The organism is Azospirillum formosense (assembly GCF_040500525.1).
Taxonomy (GTDB): domain Bacteria; phylum Pseudomonadota; class Alphaproteobacteria; order Azospirillales; family Azospirillaceae; genus Azospirillum; species Azospirillum formosense_A.
The window spans coordinates 1124944-1138518 of the sequence record NZ_CP159403.1 but is presented as its reverse complement, the minus strand read 5'-3'; the positions used below and the strand labels follow the sequence as shown (position 1 = coordinate 1138518).

Annotated in this window: 11 protein-coding genes; 2 read left to right on the top strand and 9 right to left on the bottom strand. The window is 69.2% G+C overall.

What is annotated here, in order from left to right; genetic code table 11:
* The first annotated feature begins 58 nt into the window (after positions 1–58).
* Both ABVN73_RS18360 and ABVN73_RS18355 read left to right on the top strand, forming a co-directional pair.
* Positions 59–1258 (top strand): DNA polymerase IV, encoded by a 1200-nt coding sequence (locus tag ABVN73_RS18360; protein WP_353859704.1) that lies wholly within the window; start codon positions 59–61, stop codon positions 1256–1258.
* A 94-nt stretch (positions 1259–1352) separates the two neighbouring features.
* Positions 1353–1745, top strand: a complete 393-nt coding sequence (locus ABVN73_RS18355; RefSeq protein WP_014198555.1) for a DUF4280 domain-containing protein — start codon at positions 1353–1355, stop codon at positions 1743–1745.
* Positions 1746–1885: 140 nt separating this feature from the next.
* On the opposite strand, the gene ABVN73_RS18350 is transcribed toward ABVN73_RS18355, so the two are convergent.
* The 9 genes from ABVN73_RS18350 to tssB all read right to left on the bottom strand — a co-directional run bounded on the left by ABVN73_RS18350 (position 1886) and on the right by tssB (position 13409).
* Positions 1886–2551, bottom strand: coding sequence for a toxin-antitoxin system YwqK family antitoxin (locus tag ABVN73_RS18350; RefSeq protein ID WP_353859703.1), 666 nt, complete (start codon positions 2549–2551; stop codon positions 1886–1888).
* Between the two features lies 1 nt (position 2552).
* The gene (tssI, locus tag ABVN73_RS18345) at positions 2553–4628 is read right to left on the bottom strand and encodes a type VI secretion system tip protein TssI/VgrG (protein WP_353859702.1); all 2076 of its coding nucleotides are present in this window, start codon (positions 4626–4628) and stop codon (positions 2553–2555) included.
* A 16-nt stretch (positions 4629–4644) separates the two neighbouring features.
* Entirely contained in the window at positions 4645–7260 is a 2616-nt protein-coding gene (tssH, locus tag ABVN73_RS18340) for a type VI secretion system ATPase TssH (RefSeq protein ID WP_353859701.1), read from the bottom strand.
* A complete protein-coding gene (tssG, locus tag ABVN73_RS18335; RefSeq protein ID WP_353859700.1) occupies positions 7257–8300 on the bottom strand; it encodes a type VI secretion system baseplate subunit TssG in 1044 nt (347 codons plus the stop codon). The genes tssH and tssG overlap by 4 nt, the downstream gene beginning before the upstream one ends.
* Positions 8301–8311: 11 nt before the next feature.
* Positions 8312–10108: a type VI secretion system baseplate subunit TssF gene (gene tssF, locus ABVN73_RS18330; RefSeq protein ID WP_353859699.1), complete on the bottom strand. Its 1797-nt coding sequence runs from the start codon at positions 10106–10108 to the stop codon at positions 8312–8314.
* 14 nt (positions 10109–10122) lie between these two features.
* On the bottom strand, positions 10123–10596 hold the full coding sequence (tssE, locus tag ABVN73_RS18325) for a type VI secretion system baseplate subunit TssE (RefSeq protein WP_353859698.1): 474 nt from the start codon (positions 10594–10596) through the stop codon (positions 10123–10125).
* 202 nt (positions 10597–10798) lie between these two features.
* Positions 10799–11314, bottom strand: a complete 516-nt coding sequence (locus tag ABVN73_RS18320; RefSeq protein ID WP_109071735.1) for a type VI secretion system tube protein Hcp — start codon at positions 11312–11314, stop codon at positions 10799–10801.
* A gap of 39 nt (positions 11315–11353) precedes the next feature.
* On the bottom strand, positions 11354–12823 hold the full coding sequence (gene tssC, locus ABVN73_RS18315; protein WP_353859697.1) for a type VI secretion system contractile sheath large subunit: 1470 nt from the start codon (positions 12821–12823) through the stop codon (positions 11354–11356).
* A 49-nt stretch (positions 12824–12872) separates the two neighbouring features.
* Positions 12873–13409, bottom strand: coding sequence for a type VI secretion system contractile sheath small subunit (gene tssB, locus ABVN73_RS18310; RefSeq protein WP_014198564.1), 537 nt, complete (start codon positions 13407–13409; stop codon positions 12873–12875).
* Positions 13410–13575: the final 166 nt, after the last annotated feature.

Sequence of the window (13575 nt, the reverse complement as noted above, 5' to 3'; positions counted from 1 at the left end):
GGAACGGGACAGGAACATTCCTTCCCCGGCGCGGGCGCGCTGCTGCTAGACTGCGGCCATGGCTGTGTTCGACGATTGCAAGGTCCTGTGCCGCGACTGCGCGGCGGCTCTCCGCGGGAGCGAGCCGCGCTGCCCGAAATGCGGCGGCCGGCGGCTGGTCCGGCATGAGGAGCTGCACGGCCTCGCCATCGGCCACATCGACTGCGACGCCTTCTACGCCACGGTGGAGAAGCGCGACCGGCCCGAGCTGGTCAGCCGCCCGCTGATCATTGGCGGCGACCGGCGCGGGGTGGTCGCCGCCTGCTGCTACATCGCGCGGATGGCCGGGGTGCGCTCGGCCATGCCGATGTGGCAGGCGCTGGAGGCCTGTCCGGACGCCGTCGTGCTGCGGCCCGACATGGCGAAGTACAAGGCGGTGGGCCGGCAGGCGCGGGACCTGATGCACGCCTTCACCCCGCTGGTCGAGCCGCTGTCCATCGACGAGGCCTTCCTCGACCTGTCCGGCGTGGCGGAGCGGCTGAGCATCAGCCCGGCCCAGGCCCTGGCCGAGCTGGTCCGCCGCTTCGAGAACCAGCTGGGCATCACCGCCTCGGTCGGGCTCAGCTACAACAAGCTGTTCGCCAAGATCGCCTCCGACCTGGAGAAGCCGCGGGGATTCTCGGTGATCGGGCGGGGGCAGGCGCTGGACTTCCTGGCGCCGAAGCCGGTGTCGATCCTATGGGGCGTCGGGCCGGTGCTCCAGCGCAAGCTGCAATCCGACGGCATCCGCACCGTGGGCGACCTGCGCGGCTGGTCGGAGATCGATCTGGTGCGCCGCCACGGCAAGATGGGCCGCCTGCTGCACCGCTTCGCCCGCGGCCAGGACGACCGCCGGGTGGAGCCGGAGTCGCCGAGCAAGAGCATTTCCGCCGAAACGACCTTCGATTGGGAAACCGCCGACAAGGCCGCGCTGAAGGATGCGCTGCTCCCGCTGGCCGAGACGGTGGCGCGCCGCCTGTCGGCCGCGGGCTTGCGGGGGCGCAGCGTCGTGCTGAAGATGAAGACGGCCGATTTCCAGACGATCACCCGCTCCCGAAGGGTCGACCCGCCCGCCCGGTCGGCGGGGCTGATCTGGCAGACCGGCTGCGAGATGCTGGACGCCGAGCCGGATGGGCGGTCGATCCGACTGATCGGCGTCGGCTGCACCGACCTGCTCGACCCGGAGACCGAGGCGGAGCCGGGCCTGTTCGACGGGTTCGGCCCGTCTCCGCCGGGTTGAAGCGAATTCGGACCAATCCGGTCCAGGGCCCGCTTGCCGCGGGACGGCGGAGGCGCCCACTCTTCGCCTGGACGTTTCGGGATGGAGAGACGGGATGAGTCAGGCGGTGTGCGCGGGAGCCATGATGACCTGCAGCTTCGGGGCGGCGCCGTCCGCCCTGGTGGTGCTGCCGCTGAACCGGACGATGGCCGGCGGGCCGCCGATGGCGAACATCATGGACAACAAGCCGATCATGAACATCCCGCCCTTCGGCGTGTGCACCAGCCCGGCGAACCCCGTGGTCGCCTCGATGATCCCGGTGCCGCCGCCGGGCGTGATCAAGCCGCAGCCCTGCGTTCCCTGCACCGTCGCCCCCTGGGTGCCCGGCGCCCCGACCGTGATGGTCGGCAACATGCCGGCCCTGACCTCCACCAGCAAGCTGATGTGCAACTGGGGCGGGGTGATCCAGATCGTCGTGCCGGGGCAGTTCACGGTGCAGACGCCGTGAGGTGTGCGTGGGTTTTGCCCCCTCCCTAACCCTCCCCCGCTATCGCAGGGGAGGGGACTACCGCCGCTTCCCAGAAGGCACTCTCCCCTGCGAAGCGGGGGAGGGCCGGGGAGGGGGCAAGACCTCTCCAAGGGTTTCCCTCACCCCGCCGGGGGCTGCAGCACGGCGATCTCCTTGCCGTCCTCCGAATAGGTCCGCAGCGGTTCGATCAGCAGGCCGCGGCGGTAGACGCCGTGCTGCATCAGCGCGCCGGACGGGAAGAAGCGGCGCAGCACCCCGTCCTGGAGTCCGTCCAGAAAGGTCGCGCGCTCGCTCACCGTGCCGTCGTCGTAATAGCCCAGCACCGGGCCGTGCAGGCGGTCGTTGGCGTAGCTCTCCCGCCGCATCGGGCGGCCCTGCGGGCTGTGGAACAGCGCCTCGCCCTCGCGCTTGCCGTCGCAATACTGGAAGACGGCGGCCACTGTGCCCGTTTCGTGGAAGAAGACGGACGGGCCGTTGAGAAGCCCGTCGCGGTAGGTCATGCGGCAGGTCGGGCGGGCGTCGGCGTAGAAGGTGGTCTGGCCGTGCTGCACGCCGTCCGCATACTCCGCCACCTGGACCAGGGCGCCGCCGGGCGCGTAGTTGCGCACCTCGCCATGCAGCTTCCCGGCGCGCAGCCGGGCGCGCAGGATCGGGTGCCCGTCCTCGCCGTAGGCGGTGAAGAGGCCGTGGAACAACTCCCCGTGCATCTCGCCGCTGCGCACGATGCGGCCCTGCTCGTCGCGCTCCTCCACGGGTTGGGGATCGGGTACGGGATCGTCGGCCATCTCAGTTCACCTTCACCAGGGTGCCCTTGACGGTCATGATGGCCCCGGCGCTGACCTCGCCCATGGTCTGGGCCTTCAGCGTCGCGGACAGCCCCTCGGCGGTCAGGGCGAGGCCGGCCTTCAGGTTCATCGCCATGCTGGCCTTGACGTCCATGCCCATGCCCGACTTGATCTCCATGGCCATGCCGGACTTCGCGTTGAAGGCGCCGCCGGCGTCGAGCTTCATGTCCGTGCCGGACTTGACGGCGACCTCGCCCGACGTGGCGGTCACCTTCACCGACTTGCCCTTGATGACCACGTCGCCGGTCACGTCGATGGTCAGGTTGCCCTTCACCGTCAGGGTGTAGTCGCCGTCGGCCTTGTGGGTGAAGTCGGCCTTGTTGGTGTGGGTCTCGTTGCCCTTCACCGTCACGGCGCGCGTCCCCTTCGCGACCTCGTGCGTCTCGTTGCCCTCCGACACGGTGATGCTGTGATCGTTCTTCACGGTCAGCTTGCGGTCGTGCTGGATGTCGATGGTGCTGTCGTTCTCGACCGTCTCGATCTCGTCGTGCTTCACGAGGCGGGTCACGTCGTTCAACACCTCGACGTTCATGTCCTTCTGGGCGTGAACGAAAATCTCCTCGGCATCGGCCTTGTCCTCGAAGCGGATCTCGTTGAACTTGCCGGTGCCGTTCTTGGAGGTCTGGGTCTTGATGGTGCTCTTGGTCGAATCGTCGGGCAGGGTGTAGGGCACGGTCTGCTCGGCGTTGTAGACCGAGCCGGTGACCAGCGGGCGGTCGGGATCGCCGTCGAGGAAGGTCACCACCACCTCCTGCCCGACGCGGGGGAAGAACATGATGCCGTAGTTCTTGCCCGCCCAGTTCTGCGCGACACGGACCCAGCAGGAGCTTTTCTCGTCCTTCTTGCCCAGCCGGTCCCAGTGGAACTGCACCTTGATGCGCCCGTACTTGTCGAGCCAGATCTCCTCCCCGCTCTTGCCGACGACGATGGCGGTCTGGGTGGAATGGATGCGCGGCTTCACCGCCGTGTCGAGCGGGCGGAAGGGCTGGTCCGGCGGGAAGGCGGTGAAATGGGCGTTGAAATGGCCGCTCGCCCCGTCGATGCGCACGGAATACAGGACATATTCGGCGTTCAGGTCGTTCTTGCGGTGGCCGGACACGGTGATGCGCGTCCCGGCCTCCAGCGACCGGCATTCGCCGCTGCCGCGCACCCGGCGTCCGGGGAAGGCGAGCGCCTGCTGGCGCAGCTTGGCCATCGCCTCGCCGTCCGACGAGGTGGTGTGGCGTCCCATGTAGTCGCTGACCGTGCCGAAGCCCGACGCGCCTTCCGCCGTGGCGTAGAGGTCGGTCGAGGGCGTCTCGAAATGGTAGCCGTCGATGCCGTAGCTCTTGGTCGTCACGCGCCGCTCGACGCTGAGCCCGTTCAGCACATGGTCCTCGTCGTCGTGCCCTTCGGTGGCGCGGTATTCGAAGGCGTCGAGCAGCGGGCTCTTGGCGAAGGCGTTGGCCCCGTCGCCCAGCACCAGCGTGTGCTTCCCGTCCTCATGCGCGAAGTAATAGAAGATGCCTTCCTCTTCGAGCAGCCGAGCGACGAAGTTGTAGTCGGTCTCGCGGTACTGCACGCAATATTCGCGCTTGGCGTAGGTGCCGGTCAGCGACTTCTTGAGGTCGGTGTAGCCGGCGCCCTTGCAGACCTCCTCGACGATCTCCGGGACCGTCTTCTCCTGGAAGATGCGGCAGTCGCCGGAATGGGTCAGCATCCACAGCCAGGGGTGAAGCTCCGCCTCGTAATGGGCGACCTGGCCGCGGTCGTCGACGTGGGTCAGCTCGATCCGGCCGACGATGGCGTTGATGTAGCGCACCGTCTCCTGGTCGCCGAGCGTGATGGCGACGGTCACCGCCTTGCCGACGACCCGGTCGAAGGCGATGTCCTCGTCCGACGAGATCATCGTGACGCGGTAGGTGAACAGCGACGACAGCCGCTCCTCCCCCACGATGGTGCGCAGCGCCAGCGCGTCCGGCCCCAGCGGGGTGGTGATGGACAGATACTGGCCGTCCTGGGAAAAGCGCTTCGCCATTCTCGCCGCTCCCCGGTCAGGCCGCCGTGCCGTCCACGCTCACGGTGAAGCGCCCGTCCGCCCCGTGGTCCACGGTGATGCGGCCCACCGGCCGGCCGGCGGCGACGCGGTCGAGGATGCGGATCGCCACCTCCGGCACCACGAACTCCGACAGCAACGTGTCGATCATGCGCGCCCCGGCGTCGGAGTTCAGCGCCCGCAGAACCAGCGCCTCCACCGCCGCGTCGGTGACGGCCAGCTCGGCGCCGCGGTTGCCGGCGGTGCGGCGTTGCAGCCTGTCCAGCTTCATCGTCACGATGCGGCGGATCTGCGCCTCGCTGAGCGGGTAGTAGGGCACGACGGACAGGCGGCCGAGGAAGGCCGGGCGGAAGCGGCGGCGCAGCACGTCGGAGATGGCGGCCAGCCCCTCCTCGCGCGCCTCGCCGATGCGCCCGGCGTCGAGAGCCTCGCGGCCGAGCGCGAACAGCTCGGTATCGCCCAGGTTGCTGGTCAGCAGGATCAGCGTGTTGCGGAAGTCCACCTCCACCCCCTCGCCGTCCTCCAGCACGCCCTTGTCGAAGACCTGATAGAACATGTCCAGCACGTCGGGGTGGGCTTTCTCCACCTCGTCCATCAGCACCACGGCGTGAGGGCGGCGGCGCACCGCCTCGGTCAGCACGCCGCCGCTGCCGTAGCCGACATAGCCCGGCGGGGCGCCGCGCAGGGTCGCCACGGCGTGGGCCTCCTGATACTCCGACATGTTGATGGTGATCAGGCTGTCCTCGCCGCCGTTCAGCAGTTCGGCGAGCGCCAGGGCGGTTTCGGTCTTGCCGACGCCGCTGGGGCCGCTCAGCAGGAAGACGCCGATGGGGCGGTGCGGCTCGCCCAGCCCGGCGCGGTAGCCGCGCACGGCCCGCGCGATGGCCTGGAGCGCCTGCGGCTGGCCGACGACGCGGGCGGCCATGCGGTCCTCCAGAGTGGCGACCACCTCCAGATCGTCCTTGGACATCGAGCCGACCGGGATGCCGGTCCAGTTCGACACCACGGCGGCGACGACGGCGCCGTCCACCCGGTGCGGGACGAGCGGGCTGTCGCCCTGCACGGCCTTCAGCTTCTCTGTCGCGGCGGCGGCCTCCACCGTGTGGCCGGCCTTCAACGCGGCCTCCACCGCATCGACCAGATCGCGCTCGCGCGTCCAGCGTTCGTCCAGCGCGGCCTTCTCCAGGGCCAGCGCGCCGCGGCGTTGCGAAATCTGCGACAGGCGGGCGTGGTGGGCGGTGCCGGGTTCGGCCTCCAGCCGCTCCGCCTCGCGGGCCAGGATGGCGTCCTCCCGCTCCATCGCCTCGATGGCCTCGGGCTTGGAGCTGCGGGCGATGGCGACGCGGGCGCAGGCGGTGTCGAGCACGCTGATCGCCTTGTCGGGCAACTGGCGGGCGGGGATGTAGCGGGCGGACAGCGCCACCGCGGCGGCGATGCCGTCGTCGAGCACGCGGACCCCGTGATGCTCCTCGAAGCGGCGGGCGAGGCCGCGCAGCATGGCCGCCGCCGCCGTCTCGTCCGGCTCCGGCACCGAGACGGGCTGGAAGCGGCGGGCCAGCGCCGGGTCCTTCTCGAAATACTTCTTGTACTCGGCCCAGGTGGTGGCGGCGATGGTGCGGAACTCGCCGCGCGCCAGGGCGGGCTTCAACAGGTTGGCGGCGTCGCCCTGGCCGGCGGCCCCGCCGGCGCCGATCAGCGCATGCGCCTCGTCGATGAAGACGACCATCGGCACGGGAGAGGCCGAGACCTCCTTGATGATCGACTTCAGCCGGTTCTCGAACTCGCCCTTGACCCCGGCCCCGGCCTGCAGGAGCCCGAGGTCGAGCATGCGGATGACCATGCCGCGCAGCGGCGGCGGCACGTCGCCCTCGGCGATGCGCAGGGCCAGCCCTTCGACGATGGCGGTCTTGCCGACGCCGGGGTCGCCGACCAGGATCGGGTTGTTCTGGCGGCGGCGCATCATCACGTCGATGACCTGCCGGATCTCGCGGTCGCGTCCGATCACCGGATCGATCTTCCCGGCCTTGGCCTGGGCGGTCAGGTCCTGGCTGTACTGGTCCAGCATGGCCCGCCCGTCCGAGGCGGCGGAGACTGGAGCGGCGGCGGAAGAGGATTCGGAGGCGGTGGCGGACGGTCCGCCCTCCTTCAGGACGCGGACCAGCTCCGGCAGGTCGGACGCGGTGCGTTCGCGCGGCAGGGCGAGCAGGGACGGGGCGGATTCCGTGACCACCGCCCGCACGGAATCGCAGGCGACCGCGGCCCAGAGGATGGCCGGCAGGACGATCTGCGGGCTGTCCAGATGGGTGACGGAGATCAGCAGGGCCGTCTCCAGCATCTCCGGCACGCGGGGGGAGAAGGCCGGGGTGCGGCTGTTGCCGCGGCGGATGCGGTCCAGCGCCGCGTCCAGCTCCGTTTCCAGCCGGCCCGCCTCGACGCCGTAATGGCGCAGGATGCCGGCGACGGCGGCGTCCTTCAGCCGCAGCAGGGCGAGCAGCACATGCTCCGCCTCGACGTCGTAATGGGTCTGCGAGACGCACAGCGCGGCGGAGCGTTCGAGAACCTTGCGCCCGTCGCGGTCGAGCTTTCCGATGAGGGACTTGATGTCGGCGGTCACGGGACGGCTCCCTGGGATGACGTTGCGGGCGGGGCGGGGGCGAGGGTCAGGCGCCCGTCCTTCACATTCGGGCGGCCCGGCGCCCGCAGCCAGGAGGTCCAGCCGAGGCGGCTGCCCTCCTGGGGCTTGGTGGACAGGCGCGTCGGCGGCACCCTGGCGGCCTCCAGCACCAGCACGATGCGGAAGTCCATGCCGTCCCCGGTGTGGAAGCGGGCGAGCGCGCAGAGCGTCTGGTGATGCCGCCCGTCGGGCAGGAACTCGCGGAAGCGCTCCAGGCTGTCGAGCGTCAGTTCGATGGCGTAGCAGCTCTGCTGGTCCCAGACGCGGCGGCCCAGCACCACCGTGCGGCCCAGGCTGTTGTTCCGCGCGCCGAAGCCGCCCCCGATGCGGGTCCGGCTCTCCTCGTCCAGCGGCAGCCAGCGCCCGACGAAGCTCTCCACCCTGACCCTGACCCGGAAGACGGCGCCGAGGATCGCTTCCAGCCCCGCGGAGGAGCGGCGCCGGTTGGCGAGGATGCCGGAGAAGGCCAGCAGCATGCGGTCGGGCGTGCCGGGCAGGCGCTGCTCCAGGCCGGGCGTGCCGATGCCGGCCAGCGCGCGCAGCACGCGGGCCATCAGGGTGCGTTCCGGGTCGCGCTCCAGCAGGGGCAGGCTTCCCTGACGGGTGCGGTAGAAGATCGACATCAGGCGGTGGTTGAAGATGTCGTAGAAGGCCGAGCCCGCCGTGTCGCGCCGCGCCGCCCGCTCGACGAGCAGTTCGGTGGCAACGTAGGGCAGGGGGCCGTTGATGCCCGCCACACCCAGCACGGGGGAGCGCACGACGCCGCGCCCGTCCTCGGTTCGCCGCGCCTCGACGACGTCGCTGGCGGGGAAGACGAAGCTGGGGTCGTGCTCGATGCGGACGGCCTCCTGCTCCGGGTCGATGCCGGTGCCGAGCGGGGCCAGACCGGGGGCGGCGCGCTCCAGCAGGGCGATGGCCTGCAGCAGGTCGAAGCCCCAGGGCTCGGCCTCCAGCCGGTCGATCAGAGCGGGGGGATTCATGGGAAAGCCCGTCACAGGACCGGCTGGCTGCCGGCAAGGCGCGACCATGCCTTCCACACCCCTTCCCGTTGCACCGAGCGCAGCCGAAGCTGGGCGAAGGCGTTGACGTTGACGTAGAGCCCGAGGAAGCGGCTGAGCACCCCGCCGAACACCAGCGGGCTAGCCCCGACGAAGTTCCGCTCGTCCAGGTCGACCGTGACCTCCAGCCCGCGCACGAAGCCGCGCCAGGCGTCCTGCCCCATGCGGTGGAGCACCGGACGGGAGGACAGGCCCTGCACGCCGCGGATCTGGTGCTGGGCGGACGGGTCGTCGGGCGCGTGCAGCAGCAGGATCGACTGCAGGGCGCGCAGCCCCTCGGCGTCTCCGGTGAGGCTGAGATGGTTGACCGACAGGTGCGAGATCAATTTCCAGGCCGAGGAACCGCCCGCCGGGGCCGGGCGGCCGGGCGTCGGCTTGTGCAGGCAGCGGATGGTGGCGATGGGCGCCGCTTCCTCGATCATCAGCGCCGCACCCGCCGGCACCTGCTCCGCCAGCGCCCGGTTGGTGCAGAGCGTGCGCACCAGGAGCGTCTCGTCCGCCGGGTCGGTCGGCGTCAGGTCGAGGTGGTGCAGGCTGAGATGCAGGTCGGTGCCCGGCACGTCGTCGCGCTGGGTCGGCTCGCGCGCGGCCAGCCAGAAGCCGCGCGGCTCGGTCTCCGCCTCGGCGTGCTGGTGCGAGAAGAGCGGGACGTAGCGGTGGTGCATGCCGTCGCCGTCGCGCAGGCCGCTGACCTCCAGGATCGAATGGACCTCGGTGGTGCGCTCGCGCAGGGCGTCGGGAACGACGCGGTAGGCGGTGCGCCGGTGGTTCAGCCGGATCGGCTCGGCGGTGCGGTTGAACAGGTTGACGATGGGCGTGCAGCCGAGGACGAAGCTGTCCTTGCGCAGGGTCAGCCGGTTGGGCAGCGGGCGCGACACCGCGATCAGGATGTCCACGACCTCCCCCGACAGCCGCCCCCGGGGAAGCGGCAGGTCGTAGAAGTCGAACTTCTGCGGAAACTCGAAATACTCCTGCAGCAGGCCGTAGGCCGGCTGGGCGTGCCTGGGGTGGGGCAGCACCGTCTCGTCGGGGCCGAAGCCCACCGGGGCGATCAGGTTCTCGCCGCGCAGCCGCACCGGCGGCTTGCCGGGCTGGACGTAGGCGATCTCGACCACGCCGCACAGGAACAGCTCGTGCAGGGCGGAGGTGAGGATCGTCTCGCCGTCGATGAACAGCCGCAGTGTGTCGATCGGCAGATTCTCGAAGGACTGGTTGCGCGTCTCCAGCCGCAGCCGCAGCACCGAGGCAGTGGCGGCGCCGTCGAGGAAGTCGTAGCGGTCCGCCGGCTCCACCGCGGCGTCGGTCACCGCGACCGGCCACAGCGTCACGTCATAGGCGGTGCGGAAGCGGCAGCGGATGTTGTCCTCGGCCACGGCGTGCAGCGGGGTACCCCGCGGCACGCGGAAGCCGCCGGTCAGCCGCCCCTCGCCGGGCGTCGGCTCCATCCGCGCGATGCCCATGGCCGGGATCGGCGCGATCATCTGCGGGTGCAGGATGCCGAGCAGCGCCTCGGAGAAGCGGGGGAACTCGCGCTCCAGATTCAGCTGCAGGCGCCCGGACAGGAAGGCGAAGGACTCGATCAGCCGCTCCACGTTCGGGTCGGCGGCCTGATCGGGTCCCAGCGCCAGACGGCGCGCGATCTTGGGATAGCTGCGCGCGAAGGCTTCGCCCGCCCGGCGGACGTAGAGAAGCTCGCGTTCGTAATGGTCGAGGAGATCCTCGCGCCGCATCCTGGTGCGTCCTTTCAGCCGGACTGGCTCGGCTCGTTGGGGCCGGGGCCGCGCAGGCCCACGTCGAACTCCAGCCGTTCGGTGACGGTGCCCGCCACGACCTCACCGGAGATGCTGGTGACCATGGTGCCGCGCCCGGTTCCGGCGCTGACGGTCACCCGCGGGCGCTTCAGCCGCGGCTCGAAATCGATGATGGCCTGCCGCACCATCCGCTCCACCTGACGGCGGTCGGCGTCGGAGGCGGCGTCCAGATGCGTGATGTCGGAAATCCCATAGTCCAGCGCCGTTCCGCCGAGGTCGGGGCGGCGGGTGCCGGTGCTGCGGCTGTCGAGGATGCGGGCGACCTCGCGCCGGATTGACGCCTTGAGGTCGGGCATGGACAGCACCGTGGCGGACGGTTCGTCGCCCGTCGGGTGGTCCGGTTCGAAGTCGATCAGCCGTTCGAACAGCAGCGACCGTCCACCGGTCATCGTCTTGGGCTGGGTCATCGCCGTGTCCGTTGGAGCTTCAATTCCTTCTCCCCTCCGGGCAGAAGGTCGGGACGAGGGGGGCGCGCGTGTGCCGGACGTGCCGACATGCACACCCCCTCACCCTTCCCTCTCCCCGCTTTCGGCGGACCTTTGGTCCGCCTGTCGCGTCAGCGCAAACGAAGTTTGCGCGTGAGCGTCGGGGAGATGGTTATTCACCACCTCAGCTGTCGGACACGGTGCCCTTCAGCAGGTTGAACTTCACGCCGCCACCGCCTTCGTGCTTCTGCTCCTCGGTGTAGCGCTTGTAGGTCCAGTAGATCTCGGTGGCGTTGATCTCGATGGTCTCGGTCGTGTCGCCCTCGTTGACGCTCAGGCTGTGCTTGGCGATCAGCGGGTTGGTCAGCTCGATCGTCAGGAACTCGCCCCACTGGTGGGTGTCGCCGATCGGCTTCAGGCAATGGATGGTCCACTGCTTCTTCGCCGTGTCGGAGTTGGCCGAGCGCAGCAGCAGCGAGATCAGCTTGGGCGAGGCCCGGTCCCACTTGCGCTCAAGCGTGATGTTCTCGACCTTCGGGGTGTGGACCGTGCGGCGGGCGTTGGTCGACACTTCCATTTCGACGGTCATGTCCTGCGACAGGGATTCGCACAGGATCATGTCCTTGAACACCACGCCCCCGGCGATCTCCACCGCGGACTCCCCCTGGACGTTGGGGATATCGAGAATGATCATAGACATGCGGATTTACTCCGGACGATGCGTTCGGTGGGGAGGGGATCAGGCTTCCGGCGCCGGCAGTTCGGCGACCATGCGGATGGAGGCCGACAGCTCTTCGAGCTGGAAATGCGGACGCAGGAAGATGTTGGCGCGGTAGACGCCCGGACGGCCCGGCACGTCGTAGACGTCGATGCGGGCCTCGCGCAGCGGGAAACGGGCCTTCGTGCCCTGCGACGCCTCGTCGTCCAGCAGGACGTAGTTGGCGATCCAGGTGTTCAGGTGGTCCGTGATGTTGTTGCGCGTCAGGAAGGCGCCGATCTTGTCGCGCAGCATCACCTTCAGGTAATGGGCGAAGCGCGACGACACCAGCATGTACGGCAGCATCGCGGAGATGCGGGCGTTCGCGTTGGCCTCGTCGGTGTTGTAGACCTTCGGCTTGTTGGTGGTCTGGCCGCTGAAGAACGCCGCGTAATCCGTGTTCTTGCAGTGGACCAGCGAGATGAAGCCGAGGTCGTTCAGCTCCTTCTCACGGCGATCGGTGATGGCGATCTCCGTCGGGCACTTCAGGGCGATGTCGCCCTCGTCGGTCTTGAAGGTGTGGCTGGGCAGACCCTCGACCTTGCCGCCGCCTTCCACGCCGCGGATGGCCGCGGTCCAGCCGTGCTTGGCGAAGCTGTCGGTGATGCGCGCGGCCAGGGCCCAGGAGGCGTTGCCCCACAGGTACTTGGAATGATCGCGGCCGTCGGTGTCCTCGATGAAGTTCATGCCTTCGACCGGAACGGTGTTCGGGCCGTAGGGCAGGCGCATCAGGACGTGCGGCATGGTCAGAGAGACGTAGCGGGAATCCTCCGACGCGCGGAAGGACCGCCACTTCACCATCTCGGCCGTCTCGAAAATCTTCGACAGGTCGCGCGGGGCGCCCAGCTCGCTGAAGCTCTCCATGTCGAACATCGCCGGCGACACGGCGCTGATGAACGGCGCGTGGGCAGCGGCGGCGAGGTTGGACATCTTCTCCAGCAGGGAGATGTCCTGCGGATGGCGGCCGAACTCGTAGTCGCCGACCAGCATGCTGTAGGGCGTGCCGCCCAGCGTGCCGTACTCGGCCTCGTAGACCATCTTGAACATGGCGCTCTGGTCGAACTCGACCGCGCTGTCCAGGTCCTTCTGGAGGTCCTTGCGGGAGACGTTGAGGACGCGCAGCTTCAGCGTCGTCGAGGTCTCGGTGTTCATGACGAGGTAGTTCAGGCCGCGCCACGTCGCTTCCAGCTTCTGGAAGTCGGGGTGGTGCATGACCTCGTTCAGCTGGTCGCTGATCAGCTCGTCGATCTGCGCGATGCGCTGGTTGATCGCCTCGACCACGTCGACGGCGGAGGCGTCGCCGGTCTCGGCGAGGACCTGGTCGACGAATTCGGTCAGAAGATCGCGGGCGTAGGGCCGCTGGCCCTCTTCGCGCGCCATCTTGCCTTCGACCATCATGCGGTCGAGCAGGGACAGACTGGCGGCGCTCTCAACGGACGTTTCCGTGCTCACCTGTTCGCTCCGTGAAGGGGGTTCTGATTGGGCTTGACGGGACGGGGGATCAGGCGGGCTCGCCCGCGGGCTCGCCGGCCGGGGCACCGGCCACCGGGCCGAGGAGCTTCTTCAGCTCGTCCTGCTGTTCGGTGCTGGTGATGACGTCGTTCAGCAGGCCGTTCAGCTCGTCGTTGCCGTCCAGCTTGGCCAGCAGGTCCGACAGCTTCTGCCGGGCTTCGAACAGGCGGCTCAGCGTCGGCACCTGCTTCAGCACCTCCACCGGCTGGAAGTCGTCCATGTGGCGCATGTTCAGCAGGATGTTCAGCTTGCCGCCGTCCTCCTGCAGCTTGTTGTCCACCTGGAAGGCGAGGCGCGGGCCGACGGAGGCCATCACGTCGTTGAAGTTGTCGCGGTCGATCTCGACGAACTTGCGCTCCTTCAGCTTGGGAAGGGGCTTCTCCGGCTTGCCGCTGAGGTCGGCCAGGATGCCGACCAGGAAGGGCAACTCCTTCATCTCCTGGGCGCCGCCGGTGTGGACCTCGTAGGTGAGCTTCACCCGCGGCGGGCGGACGCGCTCCAACTTCTTCTGACTGCTCTCGCTCATATCTGACGACCTCATAGGGTTGTGCGCGTCGCGCGCCGGCTGTCGAGCTTCGCCATCATTCGAAAGGCACCCCCGCGGAGGCCAGCCGAGATGGAGCCCAATTGGACGACATCGCCCCGGAACACCTCCGTTTCGGAGGGAATGTCCGGCGTACGAAGCATCGCCC